This window comes from Embleya sp. NPDC056575 (assembly GCF_042793325.1).
Taxonomy (GTDB): Bacteria; Actinomycetota; Actinomycetes; order Streptomycetales; family Streptomycetaceae; genus Embleya.
This window is the reverse complement of sequence record NZ_JBHTVA010000104.1, coordinates 1-24,041: the sequence shown is the minus strand read 5'-3', so window position 1 is coordinate 24,041 and position 24,041 is coordinate 1. Positions and strand designations below refer to the sequence as shown.

The window sequence follows — 24,041 nt, the reverse complement described above, 5'->3', positions numbered from 1 at the left end:
GCCGGAACGCGCCGGGGCCGACTCGGTGTTGGTCGTTCGCCGGGATCGGCTTGTCCTTCGGCCATTGGCCGTCCTTGTCACGATGGGGGTCTTGCCGGAATCCACGGTCCGCGTCGTGGACTCCGCCTCCTCGGCGCGCGGTGGCACTGTGTGTGTTTTCGGTGACGCTCGGGGGTCGGGGCCGCAACCGCCGTGGCTTTCGGTCGTTGGACCCGATGTGTTCACTTTCGATGACTCCATCAGCAGTCGGGCCCTGGGCCACCCCGCCCTCTCCGTAGGGGTCGCCGCGCAGCCCGGTCACGACGTCCTGACGCCGATCTACAACGCGCTGGAGACCGAGTGGCGGCGGATGTTCCGCGCGGTCCCGCACGAGCGTACGAACGAGGACTACGCCGCGAGCCGGCCCTCGTACGGGGCGCCCGCCGCGATCAGCCACTCCTACGCGCAGGACCCCCCGTTCCCGAACTTCTCGCTGCCCACCCAGGGCGGCTACACCACGTACGGCCGGCACCGGGGCGCGTCGCTGGTCCCCGCCCAACCGTCGCGCGTCCCGGGCCCGCACGGCCACCTGCCGCTGTAGCCCGAGGGTGCGCGCGCGAGGATCCCGAGACGACGCGGACGACGAAGGGCCCGGACGCACACGGCGTCCGGGCCCTTCGTCGTCGTTCGTACGGTCGGCCGCGGTCAGCGACCGGTCTTGCGACCGCGCTTCTCCCTGACCTTCATCCGGATCTCGATCGGCGTGCCCGGGAAGCCGAACTCCTCACGCAGCCGGCGCTCGATGAAGCGACGGTAGCCGGCCTCCAGGAAGCCGCTGGTGAACAGCACGAACCGGGGCGGCTTGGTGCCCGCCTGGGTGCCGAACAGGATGCGAGGCTGCTTGCCGCCGCGGATCGGGTGCGGGTGCGAGGCCACCAGCGTGCCCAGGAACGCGTTCAGTTGCCCGGTGGGGATGCGCTTCTCCCAGCTGGCCAGCGCCGTCTCGATGGCCGGGACCAGCTTCTCCATGTGCCGCCCGGTCAGCGCCGAGACGTTGACCCGGGGCGCCCAGGTGACCTGGACCAGGTCCTGCTCGATCTCGCGTTCGAGGTAGTAGCGGCGCTCCTCGTCCATGAGGTCCCACTTGTTGTACGCGATCACGATCGCGCGTCCCGCCTCGACCGCGAGCGAGATGATCCGGGTGTCCTGCTCGGTCAGTCGCTCGCTGGCGTCGATCAGGATCACCCCGACCTCGGCCTTCTCCAGCGCGGCCGTGGTGCGCAGCGACGCGTAGAAGTCGGCGCCCTGGGTCAGGTGCACCCGGCGGCGGATGCCCGCCGTGTCGATGAACTTCCAGGTCTTGCCGCCGAGCTGGATCAGCTCGTCGACCGGGTCGCGGGTGGTGCCCGCGATCTTGTCCACGACCACCCGGTTCTCGCCGGCGACCTTGTTCAGCATGCTCGACTTGCCGACGTTCGGGCGGCCGAGCAGGGCGACCCGGCGCGGGCCGCCCTCGGTGACGCCGAAGCGCTGCGCGGGGGCCTCCGGCAGGATCGCCAGCGCCGCGTCGAGCAGGTCGCCGCTGCCGCGCCCGTGCACGGCCGAGACCGGCCAGGGCTGGCCCAGGCCGAGCGACCACAGCGCGGCGGCGTCCGCCTCCTGGGCCATGTTGTCGACCTTGTTGGCGGCCAGCACGACCGGCTTGCCGGCCTTGCGCAGCACCCGGACCACGGCCTCGTCGCTGTCGGTGGGGCCGACGATCGCGTCGACCACGAACATCACCGCGTCCGCCGACTCGATCGCGTATTCGGCCTGGACCGCCACCGACAGGTCGATGCCGACCACGTCGCGCTCCCAGCCGCCGGTGTCCACGACGGTGAAGCGGCGGCCGTTCCAGGTGGCCTCGTAGTAGACCCGGTCGCGGGTCACCCCGGGGGTGTCCTCCACGACCGCCTCGCGGCGCCCGATGATCCGGTTGACCAGCGTGGACTTGCCCACGTTGGGTCGCCCGACGACGGCCAGCACCGGCAGCGGCCCGGACGCCTCCCCGTCGTGCCCGCCGCGGGCGGGGGCGTCCCCTTCGACGTCGACCCACTCGTCGGGGTCGTAGCCCGCCTCCCACGCCTCCGGGTCGAAGGCGCCCTCGGTCGTGGCGTCGGCGTGCTGCTCCATGGGGGTGTTCCTCGTTCGGGTAGCGGTTCGGGTGAGACTCGGGTGGGCTCGCGTGAGCCTGGGTCAGCCGGCGCGGCCGGTCATCCGCTCGGCCTCGCGCAGGTGCGCGGTGAGCCGTTCGACGATGCGGTCGGACGCGGCCTGGACGGCCTTGCGGGTGGCCCGGCGGTCGGCGTTCTCGACGGCCCGGAAGGGCTTGCCGTAGACCACGTCGATCCGGGAGCGCAGACCCGGCAATGCACCGATCGAGGATCCCCGCGCACCGGTGCCGAGGCAGGCCACCGGGACGATGGGTGCCCCGGAGCGCAATGCCAGATATGCAAGTCCATTGTGCACTGCCGAGAAGTCGGCCTGTCCCCGCGTGCCCTCGGGGAAGACCCCGAGCGCGCCGCCGGCGGCCAGCACGTCGAGCGAATCGGTGATCATCCGGCGGTCCGCGACGCCGCGCTGGACCGGGATGTGGCCGATCCCGCGCAGTATCGGGCCGAGCGCGCCGGCGAACATCTCGCGCTTGACCAGCACCTGCGTGGGTCGCGGGGCGAACGCGAAGAGCATCGGCCCGTCGACGAAGTTGGCGTGGTTGCCCGCCAGGATCACCGGGCCGCTCGTCGGTACGTGCCAGGTGCCCAGCGCGCGCACCTTCCAGAAGCTGCGCAGCAGCGGCTCGCCGATGAAGTGCGCGGCGCCGGCGAGCGGGGGCCTGGGGGGTGCGGGCCTGGCGGGCGCGGGCTTGGTGGTGGTGCCGAGGGTCGCGGTCACCGCACGTGTTCCGCGACCAGGGCGAGCAGGTGGTCGACCACCTGTTCGCGGTTCAGCTCGGTGGTGTCGACCAGGATCGCGCCCTCGGCCATCCCCGCGGGGGCGACCGCGCGGCCCGAGTCCAGCGCGTCCCGGCGGGCCAGGTCGGCCCGGGTGTCCTCGACGCTGGTGGCCTGCGTACCGGTCAACTCGGCGTTGCGGCGCGCGGCGCGGGCCGCCTCGGAGGCGGTCAGGTACACCTTGACCGGCGCGTCGGGGGCCACCACGCTCGCGATGTCGCGGCCCTCGACCACGATGCCGCCCGCGCCGATCACCGCCCGCTGCAGGTCGACCAGGCGGGTGCGCACCTCGGGCACGGCGCTGACCGCGCTGACCGCCTTGGTCACCTCGTCGGTACGGATCGGGCCGGCCGCGTCCCGGCCGTCGACGGTGATGGTGGGCCCGTCCGGCGCGGTCCCGGAGACGATCTGCGGCTTGTCGGCGGCCGCGGCCACCGCGGCCGGGTCGTGGATGTCGACGCCGTTGGTGAGCATCCACCACGTCATCGCCCGGTACATCGCGCCCGTGTCCAGGTAGCGCAGGCCCAGGCGGGCGGCGACCGCACGCGAGACGCTGGACTTTCCGGAACCGGACGGGCCGTCGATGGCGACCACGGCGGTCGCGAGCGGCGTACGGGCTTCCACGGTCGCCGACCTTTCACTTGTCTGGCTGCTTGCCGGCCCGGGGGCCGTCACGGGTATTGCCGAACCGGGCGGCGCTGCGGAGGCCGCGGGGCGATAGGACACCGCCCGAGGGTACCGTCACGGATAGCCTTGATCGGTTCCCCCATTATTCCGTCACCCGCCCCTTGGAGTTCCCGTCGTGCGTACCGCCGCCGTGGTCGGCACCGGACTGATCGGCACATCCGTCGCGCTCGCGCTGACCTCGCGCGGGGTCACGGTGTATCTGCGCGATCACGACAGGACCGCGGTGCAGACGGCGGCGGCGATGGGCGCGGGGCTGGACGCGGTGCCGGCCGAGCCGGTGGACCTGGCGGTGCTCGCGGTGCCGCCGGGGCGGATCGCGGAAACCCTGCGGCAGGTACAGGAGTCGCGGCTGGCGCTGAGCTACACCGACGTGGCGAGCGTGAAGGAGCAGCCGCTGGCCGAGATCGCCGCGCTGGGCTGCGACCTCGGGCGCTACATCGGCGGGCATCCGCTCGCCGGGCGGGAGCGCTCGGGGCCGCTGGCGGCGCGCGGCGACCTGTTCGAGGGCCGGCCGTGGGTGCTCACGCCCTCGCGGGAGACCGACACCGAGACGCTCAACCGGGCGCTGGAGATGGTGTCGCTGTGTCGCGCCGTGCCGGTGGTGATGAAGCCGCGCGACCACGACCACGCGGTGGCGTTGGTGTCGCACGCGCCGCATCTGGTGTCCGCGCTGATGGCCGCGCGGCTGGAACACGCGCAGGACACCGACACCCGGCTCGCGGGGCAGGGGGTGCGGGACGTGACCCGGATCGCGGGCTCCGACCCGCGGCTGTGGATCGACATCCTGGGCGCCAACGCCGAGGCGGTGGCCGATGTGCTGGCGGGCCTCGCCGGGGATCTGGACGCCGTGGTGGGCGCATTGCGGTCGCTGGCGGCCGACGACGCGGCCAAGCGCGAGGTGGGCACGCGCGGCATCGAGGCGCTGCTGCGGCGCGGCAACGCCGGCCACGCGCGGATCCCGGGCAAGCACGGCGAACCGGCCGCCGTGTACGAGGCGATCCCGGTGGTCGTCCCCGACCGCCCGGGGGAACTGGCCCGCCTGTTCGCCGACGTCGGCCGCGCCGAGGTCAACATCGAGGACATCCGCATCGACCACGCCCAGGGCCGCCCGGCCGGCCTGGTCGAACTCCAGGTAGCCCCCCAACGCGCCGACACCCTCACGCTGGCCCTACGCAACAGCGGCTGGACCGTACAACGCTGACCCCCACAAGGCACCCCCGGCGCATGAAAACACCACAACCCGGCCCGCCCGGCGCAGGAGGACCGGCGGGCCGCAGGCCGGCCAACACGCCACGCACCCGGCACCGGGCACAGGCAAACCGAAACCCCAGCCCACCCGGCACTTCAGAACATCCGGCCAAAGCCCGAACCAAACCAAGCCCGGCCGGGCCGGAGACCGAGAACGCCCGGACCACAAACCCAGCCCGTCCGGCGCATGAGGACCGGCGGGCCGCAGGCCGGCCGACACGCCACCCGCCCAGCACCGGGCACAGGCAAACCGACACCCCAGCCCGTCCGGCGCTTGAGGACCAGCGGGCCGCAGGCCGGCCGACACGCCACCCGCCCAGCACCGGGCACAGGCAAGCCGACAGCCAGCCCGTCCGGCGCTTGAGGACCGGCGGGCCGCAGGCCGGCCGACACGCCACCCGCCCGGCACCGGGCACAGGCCCGTCCGGCGCGCGGGGCCGGCTGCGCCGCTCCCGCTCCGCGGTCAGCGGCGCAGCCGGGCGGCTTGGCGGGTCAGGTGGTCGCGTTCGGCCAAGTTGCCCGCCTGGTGGGCCGCCTCGGCGTACAGGCGGGCCGCCGTCGTCCGGTCGCCGTCGCGTTCGTGGAGGTACGCCGCCACCGCCGTGTGGCGCGGCAGCGAGTCGTCCAGCGTCGCGAGTACGGCCAATCCGGCGCGCGGTCCGTCGGCCTCGCCCACGGCCACCGCGCGGTTGAGCCGGACGACGGGGTTGTCGGTCAGGCGCACCAGCTCGTCGTACCACTCGACGATCTGCACCCAGTCGGTCTCCTCGGCGGTCGGCGCGTCGGCGTGCAGCGCCGCGATCGCGGCCTGGGCCTGGAACTCGCCCAGCCGGTCGCGGGCCAGCGCCGCCTGCAGGATCATCACGCCCTCGGCGATCATCCGGGTGTCCCACCGGCCCCGGTCCTGCTCGGCGAGCGGCACCAGGCCGCCGTCCGGCGCGGTCCGGGCGGCGCGCCGCGCATGGTGGAGCAGCATCAGCGCGAGCAGGCCCGCGACCTCCGGGTGGTCGATCGCGGCGGCGAGCTGCCGGGTGAGCCGGATGGCCTCGGCGGCCAGGTCCACGTCGCCGGAGTACCCCTCGTTGAAGACCAGGTACAACACCCGCAGCACGGTGGCCACGTCGCCGGGCCGGTCGAACCGCACGCCGGAGACCGTGCGCTTGGCCCGGCTGATGCGCTGCGCCATGGTCGCCTCGGGCACCAGGTAGGCCCGGGCGATCTGGCGCGTGGTCAGCCCGCCGACGGCGCGCAGCGTGAGCGCGACGGCCGAGGACGGGGTCAGCGACGGGTGGGCGCACAGGAAGTAGAGCCGGAGCGTGTCGTCCGCCGCGGGCGTGGGCCCGGGAGCCGGCTCCTCGTCGACGAGGTCCTCACGCCGGCGCCGGGCCGCGTCCGCGCGGGTCGCGTCGAGGAACTTGCGCCAGGCCGCGGTGACCAGCCAGCCCTTCGGGTCCCGCGGCGGGTCGGTGGGCCAGACGCGGATCGCCTCGACCAGCGCGTCCTGTACGGCGTCCTCGGCCGCCGCGAAGTCGGCTCCGCGGCGGACGAGGATCCCGAGCACGCTCGGCGTGAGGCCGCGAAGCAGTGCCTCGTTCATACCGGTGGTCACATCACTCCGCGATGGTGTGCTGCGAGGCGCTCATGAACGGGCGTACCTCCAGCCATTCGTGGATCGGCCTGCCGCCCGCGCCGGGGGCGGCCGACAGTTCCCCGGCCAGCTCGACGGCGCGCTCGTAGGTGTCCACGTCGATGATCATCCAGCCGGCGATCAGGTCCTTGGTCTCGGCGAACGGGCCGTCGGTGACCGGCGGACGCCCCTCGCCGTCGTACCGGACCCAGGCCCCCTGCGGGGTCAGCGCCTGACTGTCGACGAACTCGCCGGTCTCCTTCAGCCGGTCCGCGAAGTCGTTCATGTATCCCACATGCGCCGAGATCTCCTCCGGCGTCCAACGGTCCATCGGTACGTCGTTGACCGAGGCCGGAGCGCCGCGGTAGTGCTTGAGCAGCAGGTACTTGGCCATGATCGTTCTCCTCGGTGACGGTGCGCCCATTGTGGTCGCGCTCACCCCGGGGACGAAGCCGACCACACGATCTCGACACCACCGACCGAATCTTTTTCCGAACCCGGCGCCCCGACCCGTCGCCGCGAGGCTTCAGCGGGGTGGGTTCTGTTCCGACCAACGGCGGCCGAGTTCGGTGCGGAAGTCTTCGCCCCATTGGCTGTTGAGGAGGATTTCCTCGATCAGCGGGTTCGGGGAGCGGTCCCGTCGGTCGGAGAGTACGCAGATCGCGATCTGGCGCAGCACCCCCTTGGTGTCGGCCTTGGGGGCCAGCACCACCACGAGGAGTTGTTCGAGCAGCTTGCGGGTGCGTTTGTCGCCCGCGCCGGCCGCCTCCAGGCGGTCCCCGAACTGTTCGGCGTCCAGCACCGTTTCCCGCATCGCCCGCATGTCGTCCGGATTCCACGCCTCGGGGGCGAGCTGGCGACGGCGCTGCTCCAGGCGCGTGGTCAGCCGGTCCGCGATCACCGGCAACACCCGCAGGTCGGCCAACCGCAGCGCGACCGCGAGGGTGACGATGTTGTCGATCGTGGCGACCTCGGTCTTGGCCGCACCGCCGCCGAGCGCCCGTTCGCGCAGCGTCGGCTTGTCCGGAAGGCGCTTGACCGCGCGCCGTATCTTGTTCACCTCGGTGTCCGGAATACCGAATTCGGCCCACACGCTCCACGGCGCGTTCCCGGCGCTGGTCGGCGGCGCGCCCGGGGTCGGCGGGCTCTCGGGTCCGCCGACCGCGCCCGGCTCGGCGTCCGGGTGCGCGTCGAGGTCGTCGTCGGTGTGCGGCAGCGCGGGTATCGGCAGTTCGCCGCGCTCCTCCTCGAAGCCCGGCCACGGCCCGGTGAAGGCGTCCTCGATCTCCTCGAACACCGCGCCGTCGTCGGCGTACCAGGTCACGTCCGCGGGTTCCGCGCTCGTGGCGGCCGGAGCCGAGTACGGCGGCGACGATCGCGGCGGCGACACGGTCGGCGCGGCCCGGGGGGCCGACGGCTCCGCCGGGTAGGGGAACGCCGGCTCCTCCTCGGCCGTGGACACCGTCACCACCCGGGGCTCCCGTTCGACCCGCGCCGCCGCGCCGCGCGGTACCCGCTCCGCCGCGGCCACCAGCGCCTTCTCGGTCGCCCGCCCCCGCACCGGCGCCGGCGTGGGCGCCGCGGCGCGCGCCGGCACGGGCACCGACACCGGCGCGGGCTCGAACAACGGCGCACGCGCGGGCGCGGGCGGCGTCGACGCACCCACCGACGCACCCGACCCGGACCCCGACCCCGAACCGGCGCCCGAGCCCCGCCGTCCCAACCGGGCGCAGATCTCCCGCGACCGCTCCTCGGCCCGCTCGTGCGGCAGCGGCCGCAGGTCGCGCATGCCCTCCAGGAGCCGGTGGATCCCCGGCCAGTCGGTGTCGGTGTACCGGCTCACCAGCAGCGCCGCCGCGTGCGCGTGCACGTCCGATCCGGCCTTGGGCTCCTCACCCACCACCAACCGGTAGCGGCCCGCCCACGGCCGCGCGTCGCGCGGCCGGCGCGGCAGCACCACGAACCTCGGCTTGCCCGAGTGGTCCAGCGTCTCGAAGGTGGAGAACGTGAAGGACACCGGCACCAGCCACAGGAGCAGGTCGGACAACCCCCACAACATCGGCACCGGATCGATCCCCACGTCCGCCTGCCGGAACGAGAAGAACCGGCCCGGATGCCGCAGCACGGCGGCGACCGCGACCTCCAACAGATAGGCCTGCTCGCGTGCCCGGCCGCGCAGCCGCTCGGCGTGCCCGTCCAGCGCGGCGGCCACGAAGTCCGGGGCCAGCGGCGCGAGTCCGTAGCCGCGCGGAATGTCCTCCAGGGCCGGCTCCCCCGCCCACACGGCCTCCTGGGTGAGGACCAGCGCGGCGTGCGGGCCCAGATCGCGGCCGGGGTCGAGCAACACGCGCGCGTTGTTCCCGTCGACCACGTACTCGCGCCGGACCACCGCCGCGCCGCGACCGGTGTGCACCAGCGCCACGCTGGTCACCGGCGCCCCCCGGTCCTCCGCGTCGACCGCCACATGCTCGCGCAACTCGTCGTGCCAGCCCAGCAGTTCGTCCCGGGACACGGAGGAGGCGATCGGCCCCAGGCCGCGCCCGCCGAGCAGGCTGTCGTCCTGGCGCCGGTAGACGATCTGGCGGAACCCGTCCGCCTCGGCCCCGGTCGGCGGCTGGTTCCCTCCCGGCTGCGCCGTGCGTGCCGTCATGGCTACGGTCCCGTCCTGTGCGGCATGGTCTGGAAGCTCTCCACGGTCAGTCGCCCCATCTCGAGCAGAAACGGCTCGCGATAGCGGGAGGAACACAGCACGTCCACGAGCACGTTCTGATAATCCGCCCACACCCGCAAAGACGTCCGAAGGGCCCAGACCGTGCCCGCGACGTCGACGGCCAGCGTGGGCAGCACGTCGGCGCCGAATCTGGGCCGCTTGACCTCGGCCACGGTGAGCCGGGCCAGCATCTCCACCAGCCGACACAGCGTCTCCCTCGGCGCGCCGCAGGTGTCGAGGGTGTTGATGTCCTCGTGCAGCCGGCCCAGCACCGTCGCGTAGGTCTGCCTGGTGTGCCGCTCCGGCCGGCCGCCGTCGCCGTAGGCGGGGTGCAGGACCCGATCCAGCCGGTACACCACCGGGGCCAGCAGCGGCGGCCGGACGAGCAGCAGCGCGACCGCGAGCGAGGCGGAGTCGACCCGGGTGAGTACGTCGCGGAACTCGTTCGTCTCGTGTCCGTTGCTCCTGGCCAGCAGCCCGTCGGCCTCCCCCAGCGTGGTGTAGCCGTTGCGGGAGGCGCCCAGGCGTTCCCACTCCCCCCGGTCCCACGTGCCGCGCCCGCGTCGGCCCATCGGGCCGTCGGAGGGCAATACCGGACGGCCGCCCGAGCCGGACTCGGGACGGGGGGACGCGCCCGGCGCGGGGGCGAGCCGATCCGGGCGGGGCGGCATCGGCGCGTCGCCCACCGTCGGACGGTACGCCGGCATCGGCCCGGCCCGGTTCGCCGCGTCGCCCACCCGCCACGCGTCGGCCTGCCCGGACCGCCCGGACCCCGGCGGCGCCGAACCCGACTGCCCGGGCCGGGGCGGCGATTGGCCCGGCCGCGCGTACCCCGACGCGGCACCCCGGCCGTACCGATCCTGCTCGGTATGTCCACCGGGCTCGTCCGCGAAGTCCGACTCCTCGTCCTCGCTCCCGTTGATCCAGATCTCCGAGTAGCCGTTCTCCCACCGATCGGCGTCGGCCTGAGGCACAGCCGGCACAGGCGGCTCGGGCGGCACGGACGGCTCGGGCGGTGCCTGCGGTGCCCGCGGCGTCTGCGCGGCCCTCGGCGGCTCCGGTGCCCGGCTCTCCGGCGGCGCGGCGGCGACCGCCGGTGTCATCCGGGTCGCGTCCGATTCGAGCGCCAGCACCAGGTCGGCGACCTGCCGATACGTCGCCCCGTCGGCGCCGACCGCCGTCTCGATCCGGGCCAGCAGCCCATCCACCTCGGCCCACGGGCGCGTGCAGTACAGCTGCACCAGCAGCCCGGCGGCGTCGCGGAACACGTCCTGCCCCGGCTGTGGTTCGGCACGCGGGTCGAGCCGCAGCCGGTTGGCCGGCTGCGGCGTGTTCGGCCAGCGCGGCACCAGGACGAAGCGCGGCTTCAGCGCCGCGTCGCTGGTCTCGTAGGTGGAGAAGGTCCACATCCCGGGCGCGATCGGCTGCGCCAGGTCGAACACCCCCCACAGCAGCGGCACCATGTCCGCGCCGACGTCGTTCTGATGCAGGGTGAAGGTGCGGCGATGGTCGCGCAGTACGGCCGCGAGCACGACCTCCAGGAGTCCCGGCCGGGCCCGGGCCCGCTCGCGCAGTTGCCCGTGGATGGCCGGGTCGAACGCCTCCGGGCGGATCGTGGTGCCGCGCAGCGGTACGTTCTCGGGCACCTCGGCGAGCGGGGTCCTGGACCCGGTGAGCCCGCCGCCGCGCTCCTCGTGCAGCCAGGCGGTGGCCAGCATCGTGTGGGCCGCGACGCCGAGTTCGGGGTCCACCAGGACGTGCGCGTTGGTTCCGGGCCGATTGCCGACGTGGACCGCGGCCTCGCGCAGCACCAGCGCGTGCCGGTTCTCCAGGCGTACCCGGCAAAAGCTCCAGGCGGGGGTCTCCGGCAGCGAGCGGTCCATCGAGACGTGCTGCTCCAAGCCGCCGTGCCAGTCCCGGAGTTCGTTCAGGCCCAGCGATGTGGCGACCGGACCCATACCGCGACCGCCCAGGAGGTGTTCGTAGCTCCAGCGATAGACGATCTCGTCCAGTCGATCCTCTGTGGCGCCCACCCCGTCCGAAGCCATCTCACACCCCCACCCGCTCGATGTCGGCCTGATCGAGCATGCCGCACATCGCGAGGATGGACACCACCGGTTCCAGAACCCGGCGCGGGCGGATGCCGCCGGGGAAGTGCCCGTCCCGCTCACGCGCGCCGGTCGCCGAGACGAAGTGCATGGTGCAGCGCCGGAATTCCTCGAACGGGCTGAGCCAGGCGCCGGCGTCGTGCGCGTACAGGAACGAGTACACGTCGCGGCTCTCCGCGTCCGTGCGGGCCGGGTCCACCACTCCGGGCCGGGGCGGCTGCGAGCCCAACCAGGCGTCCACGGGCGGCTCGAAGCGGATCAGGTCGGACTTGGTGACCGCGACGGCGACCGGTTGGTCGAGCAGCGCGGCCGTACGCGGCAGCCGGTCCGTCACCGCGGCGAACGTGCGGTCGCCCCGGCGCAGGCCCGCGGTGTCCTCGCCGTCGCGGGTCAGCCGGCGCAGCTCCGGCAGGTCGACCGCGACCACCGGGTCCACCACGAACACGAACGCGTCGGCGGCGGCCAGGAATTGCATCTCCCGGCCGCCCCGGGCCAGGTCCTCGCCACTGACGTCGAAGAAGGCGATCGGCCGGGTCCGCCCGCCGGCGCGCAGCAGCAGCGCGTCGGCGAACTGCACGAGGTTTCCCTGGTGGTTGACCGTGGTCCCGAGCATCTGCCCGCGCTGCAACAGGTGGACCCGGTCCCGCAGGTATTCCTGGTGGTGGCCGGCGTCCACCGGCACGTGCGTCACCCCGTACGGACGCAGCCCGCCGGCGTCGATCTCGGCGATCATCGCGGCCAGCAGGTGGGTCTTGCCGGAGAGGCCGTCGCCGATCAGCCCGACCACCAGCGGCGGTTCGTGGACCATGTAATTGGTCGGCAGGAAGTGCTCGCGCTCCTCGTCGCCCGTGGGGTTGGGGCAGCGCATGAAGGTGGTGATCATGCGGTCGTGTCGCTTGACCGGGTCGGTGACCGTGCTCAGGTCGACCCGTGTGTAGCGCAGCCGAGCATCGCGCTCGTAGAGGTCGTTCTCGTTCCAGCGGACCAGGTCCAGGCAGAAGGGGCAGCGCACCACGGGTCGATTCGAGTCGGTGGGATCGGCCGCGGGGGCGCCGGCGGACGGGGTGACGACGGTGATCGTCTCGCTCGCCCCGCGCGTGGGCTCGCGGGTGTCACGCGGTTCGGTCCGGCCGGCGGGCGGGCCGGCGGTCCCGGGCGGGGCGCCGACCGGTCCGGGCGCCTGGCCCACCGGCGACTCCTCGCGCGGTCGGGTGGTCCGGGCCTCCTGACGGGTGCCGAGCGCGTCCAGTCGCTGCCGGATCGCGTTCACCCGGTCCGCCTCGGGCAGCGTGTGCACCTCGGTGGGGACGTTGAGCAGCCGGTGGAAGCCCGCCCAGCCGGAGCCCACGTAGTGCCGGACGATCCGCCGGGCCAGTTCGCGGTGCGGGTCGAACGGCTCGCCGTGGCCGGTCAGATCGACCCGCACACGCGGCCCGGGCGGACCGGACGGCACCCGGGGCAGCGCGATGAAGCGCGGCGCGCCGTTGGGGTCGTCGAGCGCGTCGTCGACCTCGAAGGTGGAGAACGTCCACGGTCCCGGGAGCAGCGCGGTGAGCAGGTGTTGCAGACCCCACAGCAGCACGGTGGCGTCCTCGGCGCCGGCCGGCAGCAGGGCCATCCGGGCGCGGGGACGGCGCAGCACGGCGGCGACGAGCACTTCGAGCGGGTCGGCCAGTCGCCGGCACTGCTCGTGCAGGTCGCCGGCGGCGACCTCGAAGGCCGCGGCCAGGCGCTCGTCGGGCAGCGGTTTGAGGCCGTAGCCCGGCTGGACCCGGTCCAGGTCCAGCGACCCGGGCGCGCGCCGCTCCAGCGAGCCCCACGCGAGTGCGTCGAACGGCGCGATCGAGTCCCGGGGGCCGACCAGCACGTGGGCGGAGTTGTTCAGCCGCTGACGGCGCGCGTCGGCGGAGAACTCCCGGCGGATCAGCGCCACTCCGAGCGGGGTGTCGAGCAGGCACACGCTGGACGCCGGGCACGCGGGGTCGCCGTAGTCCATGGTGACCGCCTCGGCAAGCCCGGTGCGGGTGTGCCATCCGAACACCTCGTCGCGGCCCAGCGAGGTGGCGACCGGAACGATGCCGCGGCGCCCGAGCAGTCCGTCCGGGTCCCAGCGGTACACGATCTGATGCAACATCAGCCGACCTCACCTGCCGTCGCGTTCGACTCATCCGATGCGCCCGGTCCGATCCGGCCCATCCCGTTCACCCCATCCGGTCCTTCCCGAAGAGCCGGAACCGACCGGTCCTCGGCGGCTCGCCGGGCCTGCCCGGCGGCTCCGGGGGCCTGGGCGGCAGCACGGGCGGCGGTCGGTCCTCGGCGCCGGCCCGGTGCGCCGGCCGCGGTTGGCCGGGCAGCGGCATGCGCTGCCGTTTGCGCTCCATCGCCGCCTCGTAGCCGCGCCGCCCCTCGGCGAGCGGGTCGTACTGGGCGTGACCCGCCACGTACGGGTCCGGTTCGCCGAGTCGGCGCAGCAGTTCGGCGGCGCCCGGGCGGCGCACCGCCTCCGCCTCGAACACACCCTGGAACAGGTCGAGCAGCAGCCCCTGGGTCTCCACGCCGACCGGGACGCGGCCCTGGCGGATCGGGCGTCCGGTGGTGACGTGGTAGGCGACCTGCGCGGCCGACCAGACGTCGTCGCGCGGATCGGCCGGTCCGGGCCCGCGCAGCGGCCCCGGCGCGGCCCACATGGCGGTGCCCAGGCTGCTGCGCGGCTCGCCGGCCAGCGCCGCGTGCCCGAAGTCGACGATCCGGAGCCGGCGTTGCTCGCGCTGCCAGCGCACGCTGCTCGGGGTCAGGTCGCCGTGCACGACGCCGGCCGACTCGAGGTAGCGCACGGTACGAAAGATCGCCCGGCGGAACGCGTCCTGCTCCTCGCTGAGGAGTTTGCCCACCACGTCCTCGGCGGGCGGGCAGGGGCTCGCCTCCAGGAGCAGGAACGGCTCGACCCCGTCGAAGTCGTGTCCGGCCACCCGGACCAGCTCGCGCGGATACCCGGCGCCGCCGAAGGTGCGCACCAGGCGCAGCAACACCCGGATCTCGGTCTCCAGGCTCGCCTCGGCGCCCACCCGGCGCCGCGAGTCCAGCCGCCCGAGCCGCTTTTGCACGAAGACGCTGCCGTCCTCCACGTCGCGCACGTCGCGGATCCGAAACGGCTGCCCGGGCGGGGCCGGCCGGTCCGGGCCGAACTCGACCCGGCGCTCCACCGAATAGCCCTCGGGGTCGGTGTAGCCGAGCTTGCCCTCGCCCGACGGCTCGCCCGCCCGTCCCGTGCCCGCGCTCACGGCGCCCATCCGCCGTCGTAGCGGTCGTCACCCGCACCGGGTCGGTCGGCGCCACCGGCGCTCTCCTCCCAGATCCGCGCGTCGTCCACCGAGCCGGGCAGCAGCGGCAGCAGGCGCAGCACACCGGCCATCCGGCCGCCGCCGGTCCACACCAGTTCGTGCTCGATCGTGTGCCCGGCGCGGCGCTCGCGCAGCGCCTCGCGCACGGCGGGGCGCACCCCGCGCGGGGCGAAGCGCACGCTGACGGTGTGCGTCGGCGCGTGGTCGAGCAGGACCAACTGGTCGCTCGCGCACAGTTGCAACATCGAGTGCGCCGCGGACTGCCCGAGCAGTTCGGCGATGCGGTCCGCGTCGCCGCCGACCGCCTCGCCGACGTGCGGGCGGTCCTGGCCCTGCCGGCCGAACGGCGGCGCGGCCTGTACCCCGTTGTGCGCGAGGTGGTCGGTGTACGCGCGCAGCACGGGCCGCAGTTCGGGTGCCGCACCGCGCCGGGATGCCTCCGCCGGGTCGCGCTCCAGGAGCGGCCACAGCGGCTCGAACGCGGCGTGCAGCCCGTCCACGAGGTCGCCGAGCACCGTGTCGTACAGGCTCGCCCCGGCCGCGCCCGGCGGCGGGCCCGTCGGCGGCGCGGGCCGGCCGGGGGCCGGATGTCCGCCGGTGCCGAACGACTCCGCGCCGGGATACGGCGGTACGGGACGACCCGGCGGCGGGTGGCCGCCGGTGCCGAAGTTCTGCGCGGCCGGATCCGGTCCGACCTGCTCGCCGGTGAACTGCCGCTCCAGCGCCGCCGCGTCGTCGGTCAAAAGGGTGGCGCTCTCCTCCAGCAGCGCGGCCAGCACGGTGGCCCGGTCCACCGCCTCACGGCGCGGACCGGCCAGTGCCCAGTCGTTCCACACGGTGCGCACGAGCAGCGCGTGCAGCCCGTGCAGCGCGCGGGTGGCCGCGCCCAGGCCGAGCACGCGCTCCCAGTGCCGCACCCGCAACCGCCAGTCCAGGCCGGGCAGCACGAGCAGTACGCCCAGGCCGAGCACCAGGGCCAGCGGCCCGACGCCGGTCGGCGGATCCCACGCCCGCCCCGCGAGCACCCCGCAGACCGCGCCGACAAGCGCCACCAGGCCCGTGACCACGATCATCGGCAGCGCCTCGGGCGGCAGCACGGCCCGGCCCTCGCGGTCCGGGCGCCGGGCGGTGATCAGGATCGACCCGAGCAGCGCGAGCACCACCGCGAGCCCCGCGCCGACCACGCCGAAGGCGGGCCACAGGGCGGTCAGAAAGGCGCCGAGCAGCAGGCCGCCGGCGATGCCGACATGGCCGGGGCCGAGCGGGAACGCGGCCGGGCGCAGGTAGCGGGTCAAAAAGCCGTCCGAGCAGCTCTGGTCCACATCGTGGGCCCGGGCGGCGCCGGCGCCGGGGGTGATCCGGTCGGCGAGTTCGCGCAGCCGTTCGGCCAGCCCGCGCAGCCCCTCGGGGCGGTCGAACGCGGCGGCGGTACGGGTGTACAGGGCCGCGGCCACCGAGTTCGCGCCGAGCCCGGGCGGCTCCGGGATCACCACGCCGACCTGGTCCAGCCAGGCCCGCCCGTCCGCGTCGAATCCGGCCGCGCCCCGGCCCACGGTCTGCCGGACCAGGTCCCGGTAATCGCGCAGCACGGTCGCCGCGTCGGCGATCTCGCCGTCGATCGAGCGCCCGCCGCGCCCGGCCGAACCGTAGAGCGCGACCGGCGCGGACAGCACGGTCAGCCGCTGCTGAGCCCGCTTGAACCCCTGCTCGGCATGCGCCCATCGCACCCCGAGCGCACCGTCCGGACGCACACACTCGCGCACCCCGCCGGTGGTCGTGGCCAACCCGGCGCCCTGCTCGTCGGCCAGCGCCGCCAGCGGCTCCGGCCAGGGTTCGTCGACCCCGCCCTCGGCGCCGGCCAGTCGCTGCACGGCGCGGATCCGGGCCCGCCGTACCGCGTCGTCCCGGATCCGGTGCACGAACACGTTCATCCCGGGCGCGGCGATCGAGCGGGGCATCTCGGTCACCCCGGCGAGCACCTGGTCGAACACCTCGGGCTGGCTCAGCACGTCGACCAGCGGCGCGAGCGCGTCCGCGTCGTCGGGGGTGAGCACAACGCCGGGTGCCCGCCCCGGCGCCCACTCGGTGCCCCGCACGTCGCCGACCCACAGCGTGGCCGCGTCGCTGCCGGCGAGCTGGCCGGGCCGGCGCAGCACGATCGCGCCGTCCACGGGCGCGCCGACCGCGACGCACACGACCTTGCTGTACATGCCGGCGAAGATCCGCTCGTACGCGTGCCGGTGCGCCACCAACTCCTCGACGGAGTCGAGCACGAGCACCCGGTCGGCGTCCACGTTGCGGGTCCCGGCGGGCACCCGGGTGCGCGCGTAGGCGGTCTGTACGTCGGCGAAGGTCCGGGCCGCCATCACCGTGTCGTACTCGGTGCGCAGGTCGACCACGATCACCAGCGGGCGCGGGACGCCCGCGCCCGGAACGGCGGTGTCGGTCACCAGCCACCCCCGGGCAGTTCGCGCTCGTCGTGGTCCTCGGGCGGGTCGAGCCGCCGGGTGCGGTCCAGGCCGTCGAGGCGGATCGTGCCGTCGTCCGGATCCGCCTCGCCCGGGCCGGGCCGGTCGTGCGGGTCGTACGGATCCCGCGCGGCGTGTGGGTCGTACACGTCCCGGGCTCCGCGCGCGTCCCGATCCGCGCGCGGCGGCGCCGGCGGATACGGGTCGTAGGGTTCGTCCCGCTCGGTCCGCCCGCTGCGCTCCGAGGCATCGCGGTCGTCGCGCCGCGGCGCCGGCTTGTCCAGGCTCGGTCGGGTCACCTCGGGCGAGTCCGCGTCGCGCCACGCGTCCCGGCCGCGCGGCTCCGGTACGTCCCGCCGCGCCGGGGCCTCCTTCTCGAACACCGGGCCGTCCGGCTCCCGAAGGGGCCGCCGCTCGCGCTCCCGCTCCCACGGGTCCGCACGGTCCTCCCGGGGCCGACGCGCCTCGCGCCGCTCCCGGTCCCGCTCGTCCCGCGCCTCGCGCACGTCCCGAGGATCGCGCGGATCGCGCTCTCCGCGAGGACCCCGCGCCTCCGGCACATCACGCACGTCCCGCGCGTCGGGCCCATCCCGCCGGTCCCGTCGATCCCGAAGACCGCGCCCCTCCCGCGCATCGCGCGCATCGCGCGCATCGCGCGCATCGCGCGCATCCCGCTCGTCCCACGAATCCCGCTCGTCCCGCACCCGCTCGGGCCCGCGTCGCTCCCACTCCGCGCCACGCTCGTCCCGGTCCCGGTCCCGGTCCCGGTCCCGGTCGCGCTCACGTTCCCGAGCCCGGTCCCACGCGTCGTCGCGCTCGTCCCGCCGGCGGTCCCGCTCCCGGCCGCGCTCGTCCGCCGCGCGATCCCACCCACCCCCGCGAGCGTCGTCGTACCCCGCGCCCGGGTAGCCCCCGTCCTCCTCGTCCCGATACTCCAGCTCGCGCAACGAGTCCCGGTTGGCGCCCTGGTGCGAGAACGACAGGTCGAGCGCGGCGGGCAGGGTGACCTCCCACAACCGCAACAACTCCTCCGCCCACCCCCGGCTGCGCTCGGGCAGCCGATCGCGCAACTCCTGCAGCGTGCGTACCTGGCGCGGGGCCACCTCGTGCACGAAGTGCCGGTACAGCGGCGCCGGTTCGCGCACCCGCGAGCCCAGCCCCTCGGGGTAGGTGAGCATCAGCTGTTTGGCGAACTCCCGCCGCACCGACGCGTCGTCGGTCAGTGTCCACTCCTCGTAGGCGCGCAGCAGGCTGCCCCACGAGGAGGCCCGGTCGAACGGGCGCAGCGGCAGCTTCATCACCGTCGACCCGTGCGGCAGCCGGATGTCGACCACCTCGGGCGAGGAGCGGTCCCCGCGCGCCACCTCGACCTGGCCGTTCCACATCGCGCACAACAGCCGGTGCAGGATGTACGCCCGGTGGCCCTCGGTGGTGGCCAGCCAGTCGTAGGTGAAGCCGAGCCGCTGCCGCCATTTGAGGAAGTCGACCGGATCCTGCCGGTCCAGCGAGCGCGACCACTGCGCGAGCACCTGGCGCACCTCGGGCACCTCGGTCAGGCTCATCGCGCTGCGGAAGAGCACCACCACGATCGACTCCTGCTCGACCGCGCGGAACTCGATCTTGCGGGACGGCTCGTTGGGGATGTTGAGCATCCGTTCCAGGTATTGCCGCACGTCCGCGTCGTGCGCGGTGCCCGGGTGCGCGATCAGCACCTTGAGTTCGCCGCTGCCCTCGGGCGAGAAGCCGTTGGGCAACATGCCCGCGAGCTTTTGCACGAACTGTTCCAGGTCCTCCTCGCCCACCGAGGCGCCGCGCTTGGTGGCGGCGCGGGTGAGCAGGTCGCGCACCGGCGGCAGCAGCGGCTGCGCGTTCAGCTCGCCGGCCTGTACGAACAGGGTCTTGACCTGCTGCTTGATCTGGTCGCGCACATAGGTGACCGCGGCCGGGCCGCCCTCGCGCTCCTCGCCCATCTCGTAGGCGCGTTGCCAGATGCCCGTGCCGAGGAGCTTGCCGACGATCTGCGCGGCGCCGGACGTCTCGGGCAGCCGTTCGCGGTCCACGAAGCGGCGCAGCACCTGGCGGTAGAACGACTCCAGGTTGCCCTGCGGCGGCAGCAGGTAGGACACGCCGGAGCGCTGCCGGTACAACTCGCGGGTGGCCCGGCCGAAATTGGCCTCCTCGGTGTCGCGGTGGTCGTTGAACGCCTGGGCGAGACCGTCCACGACATGCCGCAGATAGACCATCTTGCGGTCCCACACCTCGGCCTGGGCGCCCCACTGGGCATGCCAGTTGCGCCGCGAGCGCCACTCGAACCAGCGCTGCTGGGCGGCCAGCGCGCGCTGCACCTCGGGGTCGCCCCACTTGGCCTTGACCACCCCGCCCGCGCGGTCCTTGATCGCCGGTATGTGCGGCGCGTTGACGGTGATCCCGGCCGGCGGGGTGGGCTCGGTGCCGCAGTGCGCGAGCAGACCGGCGACCCCGGGTCGGTCCGCGTCGTGGTAGAGCCGCCGGTCGCCGAAGAGCACCCGCCGGGCCCGGAACAGGTCGCCGTCGGCCAGGAGTTGGCGGATGCCGCGAGCGTGGTTGAACTCCTCGGCCAACTGTGCGGTATGCGTGCGCAGTTGCGCCTCCTGCTGGCGCAACGCCTGCTCCATCGCCCGGGTTCGGGCATTGAGCGCCTGCATGATGCCCGCAGCGCCCTTGGCCGGCGCGGGGTCGGCGACGTGCGGCGGTGCGCACAACCACAGTTCGCTCAGGCCCGCCACCGACATGAACGACTTGATCTGCTCCAGGTTGGCCTCGGCGGACACCCGCACGTCCGAGGTCAGATCGCGCACCGCCTGGGCGAGCAGCCGACCGGCCACGATGTCGGCGAGTTCGTCCACCGGCACGGTCATCGACGCGACCAGGCTGGTGGAGACCCCGCAGGCGCCGATCCCGCTGGGCGCGGGCACCTCGCGCCGCACACCCTCGTTGATGAAGCTGTCCGCGAACGACTGGTACAGGTCGCCCTGGACGACCGCGTTCTCCAACTCCGGCCCGCCGGCGTTGAGTCCGGTCCCGATCAGGGACATCACCAGCGAGACCACCGAGCGGTGCAGGTCCTCGCGCTCGATGCCGCTGGTGCGGCTGAACAGGAAGCCGGTCTGCACGGTGCCGGCCTTGAGCCGGGTCGACTCCAGACCGGGATAGCGCACCGCGAGGTTGCCCGCCGGCGCGCCCAGGCCGGTGTCCAACTCCTCCTGCGCGTACTGCCCGTTCTGGTCGTCGACCAGCTGGAACAGGTCGAGCAGCGCACGTCCGGCGTTGAGCACGGCGGGCCGCCCGCCCCCGCGCTCCTCGTCGAACGCGGACGGCATCAGCACCAGCGGGTAGATCTTGATCCCGTCGTAGCCCTGCGAGAACGCCTCGCCGATCAGGTGCAGGTAGTCGTAGAAGATCCCGCATCCGGTGCCGCCGGCGATGGAGAAGGCGACGAACACATCGCACGTGTTGCGGTTGTTCTGGCTGCCGCTGAGCGCCATCAGGTGGTCGTTGCCGTTGCTGATCAGCCCGACCGCACGGCGCAACGGGTCCATGGCGGGCGCGAGTCCGTGCCGGAAGGTCTCGAACAGGGCGGCGCGCCCGACGGTGGGCAACTGCCCGGCGCCGCGCCGCAGCGGGGTCACCCGGGGCTCGCCCTCGCGGGCGGGCAGCCAGGGGATGGTCTCCTCCGCCGCGTTGATCCGCAGCGAACGGGCCACTTCCGGATAGGTGTTCAGCGGCGGCACGAGCTGGGTGGTCAGGTGCGCGTTGCGGTCGGCGGCGGCCCGGTGCGCGGGCGGCGCGGCGCGCAACCGCTGCCGCTGCAACTCGTTCTCGTTCAGGTCGGCGTAGACGAACTGGATGCAGTTGGGCAGTTGGTACGGGGCGAGTTGCCCACCGAGCCGCTGCATCAGCCCCGTGCCGTCCGCGCCGCACAACTCCTCGCGCAGCCGTCGCTCGAGTTCGGCTCCGATCAGACATCCGGTACCGCCCAGGCCCACGAACAGCATGGACTGGTGGATGGACATGCCCCTGCGGCCTTGCGCTGCCACGGGCCCTCCTCGAAAAGTGCGTGACGTGCGAGTTCAGGTGCCTTCGACCCCGCGCCGGGGACTAACGCGGTGGTCCGTAGCCGAACGTGGTGTCGTCGGGGCCCGGGTTCGCCCCGGGACCCGGGCCGGGCTCCGCGGCCGGTCCCGAACCGTACGGGCCGTAGGGGTTGTACGGCCGGTCCGCGCCGTAGGTCCCCTCGCCGCCGTACGGTCGCGGCGGCGCGGCCGCGGGCGCGGCCGAGCCGTAGCCGCCGTAGGGGTCGGCGGAACCCCCGCCGCCGCCGTACGGATCGGCGGCACCGCCCGCCCCGTCGGCCGGCCCGGCCTGCACCCGCTCGTCGGCGAAGCCGAGCGCCAGTCCGGGTTCGATCTCGGTGGGGCGGCCCATGTCCAACTGCAGACGTGTACCGAGCGGGGTCTCCACGTCCAGGGTGCCGGTCGCGGCGGTCCGCCGCACGGTCCACGCGGTTCCGGGTTCGTGCTGGTACAGCGGGATCAACTGCGGCGGGAAGGCGGTGGTGTCGAGCTTGAACCACATCGCCTCGGCGCGCTCGTCCAGCGGCCGGGTCTCCACCCCGATCTGCTGCCCGTCGCGGTACAGGCGCAGCACGATCGGCCCGATCCGCCGGGCCCGCCCGCGCCGCTTGGCGAGGTAGCCGAGCAGGCCGAGCAGCAGCGCGATCAGCACGACGGCTCCGATCACCAGCCACAGATACCGGTCCCAAAAGCCCGGCGGCGGCTCGACCGTGACGGTGCGGGTGGTGTCGGCGAGGACCTTGTCGCCGTCGCTGGTGTCCACCACCCGGACCCGGCCGGTGTGGTCGCCCTTGGCGATGTTGTCGCCGAAGGTCAGCTTGAAGCCGAACGCGTCGGAGCCGGCGCTCACCCGCTGCTCGCCGCCGGTGATCCGCATGCCGACGTTCGGCGGGAAGTCGGCGACCACCCGCAGGGTGTGCGGCTTGCCGTCGGTGACCTTCCACTGCACGGTTCCGGCGACGCTGCCGCCGGGTTCGATGGTGCTGTCGCCCCATTTGAGTTCGACGCCCACGGCCGCCGGGCCCTGGCCCAGGGTGACCGTCTTGACCTCCTGGGCGCCGGTCACGCCGGGCGCGGTGATGGTGCCCGTGAAGCGCACATCGCCCGCGATGCCGCCGGGGATGCGGTAGTCGCTGTAGAACTCGCCCTTGTCACCGGCCTTGAGCGGGATGTCGGCCTTGAGGCCGGCCCCCTCGACGTGCCCGGCCACCATGACGCCCTTGAGCGCCGCGGGATCGGTGAGGTTCTTCTCCCGGGTCTGGAGGAAGACGCTGAACCGGACCGATTCGCCCACGCTCGGCTGCGGCGGGTTGAGCTGCACGTAGGACTTGACCACGCCCTGCCACAACGCCGCCGCGCTGACCGGCCCGGACGCGCCGGCGCGCGCCTTGAGGTGGATCCGCCACTTGCCGGCGATCGGGTCGGACACCCGCAGCGTCTCGGTCCGCGAACCCTGTCCGCGCCGCTCGGTGCCCGGCGCGGCGTCGACCTGCTTGCCGTCGGGGTCGAAGAAGGTGGCGTCGATGTCCGGGTTGGCCTTCTGCACCTGGATGACCACGTCGGTGGCGATCGCGGGGATCGTCACCTCCAGGTCGGCCTCGCCGTTGACGTCGGTCGAGGCGGTCTGGGTCACCCCGGCGCAACGCGCGCTGCCGAACGCCTTGCGCAGCGTCTGGACGACCTCGCCCGAGTCCTTGATCACCGACGCCTTCGGCGCGTCCTCGGGGCGGGCCGAGCAGAACGACGGCGCCCCGCCGCTCGCGATGCGGTTCAGCTGCGCGGTGTCGATCCCGGCGCCGAAGCCCAGTGGCCAGATCTGTACGCCCGCCGCCTTGGCCTCGGCCAGCGCACTGGTCAGCGCCTTGTCCAACTCGCCCGGGATCCGCGCGGCGTCGGCGCCGTAGCCCTCGTTCGGCTGCACGGACATCGCGCCGTCGGTGGTGATGAACAAGACCTTGGGCTGCCCGGCCGGCGCGGAGCGGAGCATGCTCACGCCCTGCTTGATCGCGGCCGGGATGTCGGTGTTGTTGCCCTCCTGGTCGGTGCGCGGACGCAGTTTGCCGGCGCACCCGGCCGCGGCCGGGTCGGACACCGGGATCATCGGACAGACCACGTCCACCGCGGGCTTGAATCCGGCGCCGCTGCCGAAGCCGACCATGCCGACCCGGGAGTCGGGCGAGAGTTCGCCGATGGCGGCGAGGCCGGCGGCGTCCTTCTCCCGATCCAGATCGGGGCCCTTGAGACTGCCGGACTCGTCGACCAGGACCACGTAGGAGATCGGCGCGACCTTGAGGTTGGGATCTCCCCCCGGCGGGTCGGCGGCGCGGGCGGCGCCGGGCAGGAGCGCGAGTGCGAGCGCGCCGAGCACGATCGCTCCGGTCGACCGTCGTGAACGCCGTGTGGAGGGCGCCGGCCGCGGCGCTCCCCGGCGGACAGGCAGCACCACTGTGGCGTCCCCCCTGCTGTCGGCCCCGCCGTGCGCGGGGCACACCTCGGGTGTTCGGCAACGTTCTAGCAGCTGTGCGGGGGGTCGCGGGCACCGTTCGCGATCACTGGAACACGCCCGGTTCCGAACCGTTATCGGCCACCGCCCCCAGCTCGTGCGCCAAACCCCCCGTGCGGGCTTCCACGATGCACCATCCCACCGTCCGGCGGAACCGAATCGGCCAGATACGAACAACGGCCGCGGCGGGGGGGCCCGCCGCGGGGTCAGCCCCCGCCGCCGGGGGGGGGTGGGGGGCCGGCGCCGGGCGGCGGGGCCACGGGGGCGA

At 74.0% G+C, this 24,041-nt stretch carries 14 protein-coding genes; 2 read left to right on the top strand and 12 right to left on the bottom strand.

Annotation, left to right across the window (positions count from 1 at the left end; translation table 11 throughout):
* Positions 1 to 217: 217 nt before the first annotated feature.
* A complete protein-coding gene (locus ACFRCG_RS44935) occupies positions 218 to 580 on the top strand; it encodes a hypothetical protein (RefSeq protein ID WP_380042455.1) in 363 nt (120 codons plus the stop codon).
* A 104-nt stretch (positions 581 to 684) separates the two neighbouring features.
* On the opposite strand, the gene der is transcribed toward ACFRCG_RS44935, so the two are convergent.
* The 3 genes from der to cmk all read right to left on the bottom strand — a co-directional run bounded on the left by der (position 685) and on the right by cmk (position 3,593).
* A complete protein-coding gene (der, locus tag ACFRCG_RS44930) occupies positions 685 to 2,151 on the bottom strand; it encodes a ribosome biogenesis GTPase Der (RefSeq protein WP_078977813.1) in 1,467 nt (488 codons plus the stop codon).
* A gap of 63 nt (positions 2,152 to 2,214) precedes the next feature.
* On the bottom strand, positions 2,215 to 2,910 hold the full coding sequence (locus ACFRCG_RS44925) for a lysophospholipid acyltransferase family protein (RefSeq protein ID WP_380042454.1): 696 nt from the start codon (positions 2,908 to 2,910) through the stop codon (positions 2,215 to 2,217).
* Entirely contained in the window at positions 2,907 to 3,593 is a 687-nt protein-coding gene (gene cmk, locus ACFRCG_RS44920; protein WP_380008453.1) for a (d)CMP kinase, read from the bottom strand. Before cmk ends, ACFRCG_RS44925 begins: the two co-directional genes overlap by 4 nt.
* 178 nt (positions 3,594 to 3,771) lie before the next feature.
* Here cmk and ACFRCG_RS44915 point away from each other — a divergent pair, with 178 nt between their 5' ends.
* On the top strand, positions 3,772 to 4,857 hold the full coding sequence (locus ACFRCG_RS44915) for a prephenate dehydrogenase (RefSeq protein ID WP_380042453.1): 1,086 nt from the start codon (positions 3,772 to 3,774) through the stop codon (positions 4,855 to 4,857).
* Between the two features lie 510 nt (positions 4,858 to 5,367).
* On the opposite strand, the gene ACFRCG_RS44910 is transcribed toward ACFRCG_RS44915, so the two are convergent.
* The 9 genes from ACFRCG_RS44910 to ACFRCG_RS44870 all read right to left on the bottom strand — a co-directional run bounded on the left by ACFRCG_RS44910 (position 5,368) and on the right by ACFRCG_RS44870 (position 23,638).
* On the bottom strand, positions 5,368 to 6,501 hold the full coding sequence (locus ACFRCG_RS44910; RefSeq protein ID WP_380042460.1) for an RNA polymerase sigma factor: 1,134 nt from the start codon (positions 6,499 to 6,501) through the stop codon (positions 5,368 to 5,370).
* 13 nt (positions 6,502 to 6,514) lie between these two features.
* On the bottom strand, positions 6,515 to 6,925 hold the full coding sequence (locus ACFRCG_RS44905; protein ID WP_380042452.1) for a YciI family protein: 411 nt from the start codon (positions 6,923 to 6,925) through the stop codon (positions 6,515 to 6,517).
* Positions 6,926 to 7,057: 132 nt separating this feature from the next.
* Entirely contained in the window at positions 7,058 to 9,181 is a 2,124-nt protein-coding gene (locus tag ACFRCG_RS44900) for a hypothetical protein (RefSeq protein WP_380042451.1), read from the bottom strand.
* A 2-nt stretch (positions 9,182 to 9,183) separates the two neighbouring features.
* A complete protein-coding gene (locus tag ACFRCG_RS44895; protein ID WP_380042450.1) occupies positions 9,184 to 11,289 on the bottom strand; it encodes a hypothetical protein in 2,106 nt (701 codons plus the stop codon).
* 1 nt (position 11,290) lies between these two features.
* Entirely contained in the window at positions 11,291 to 13,483 is a 2,193-nt protein-coding gene (locus ACFRCG_RS44890; protein ID WP_380042449.1) for a hypothetical protein, read from the bottom strand.
* A 67-nt stretch (positions 13,484 to 13,550) separates the two neighbouring features.
* Entirely contained in the window at positions 13,551 to 14,630 is a 1,080-nt protein-coding gene (locus tag ACFRCG_RS44885) for a hypothetical protein (RefSeq protein WP_380042448.1), read from the bottom strand.
* Positions 14,627 to 17,140: a hypothetical protein gene (locus tag ACFRCG_RS44880; RefSeq protein ID WP_380042447.1), complete on the bottom strand. Its 2,514-nt coding sequence runs from the start codon at positions 17,138 to 17,140 to the stop codon at positions 14,627 to 14,629. The genes ACFRCG_RS44885 and ACFRCG_RS44880 overlap by 4 nt, the downstream gene beginning before the upstream one ends.
* Complete coding sequence (locus ACFRCG_RS44875; protein WP_380042446.1) at positions 17,137 to 21,234, bottom strand: tubulin-like doman-containing protein; 4,098 nt, start codon at positions 21,232 to 21,234, stop codon at positions 17,137 to 17,139. Before ACFRCG_RS44875 ends, ACFRCG_RS44880 begins: the two co-directional genes overlap by 4 nt.
* A 61-nt stretch (positions 21,235 to 21,295) precedes the next feature.
* Positions 21,296 to 23,638 carry a VWA domain-containing protein gene (locus ACFRCG_RS44870; RefSeq protein ID WP_380042445.1) on the bottom strand — a complete coding sequence of 781 codons (2,343 nt, stop codon included), beginning with the start codon at positions 23,636 to 23,638 and terminating at the stop codon, positions 21,296 to 21,298.
* Positions 23,639 to 24,041 lie beyond the last annotated feature (403 nt).

What these genes read in the sequence shown, in the direction of transcription:
- der (WP_078977813.1), bottom strand. Translation starts at nt 2,151, where the DNA reads ATGGAGCAGCACGCCGACGCCACGACCGAGGGCGCCTTCGACCCGGAG.
- ACFRCG_RS44910 (WP_380042460.1), bottom strand. Translation starts at nt 6,501, where the DNA reads ATGAACGAGGCACTGCTTCGCGGCCTCACGCCGAGCGTGCTCGGGATC.
- ACFRCG_RS44905 (WP_380042452.1), bottom strand. Translation starts at nt 6,925, where the DNA reads ATGGCCAAGTACCTGCTGCTCAAGCACTACCGCGGCGCTCCGGCCTCG.
- ACFRCG_RS44900 (WP_380042451.1), bottom strand. Translation starts at nt 9,181, where the DNA reads ATGACGGCACGCACGGCGCAGCCGGGAGGGAACCAGCCGCCGACCGGG.
- ACFRCG_RS44895 (WP_380042450.1), bottom strand. Translation starts at nt 11,289, where the DNA reads ATGGCTTCGGACGGGGTGGGCGCCACAGAGGATCGACTGGACGAGATC.
- ACFRCG_RS44890 (WP_380042449.1), bottom strand. Translation starts at nt 13,483, where the DNA reads ATGTTGCATCAGATCGTGTACCGCTGGGACCCGGACGGACTGCTCGGG.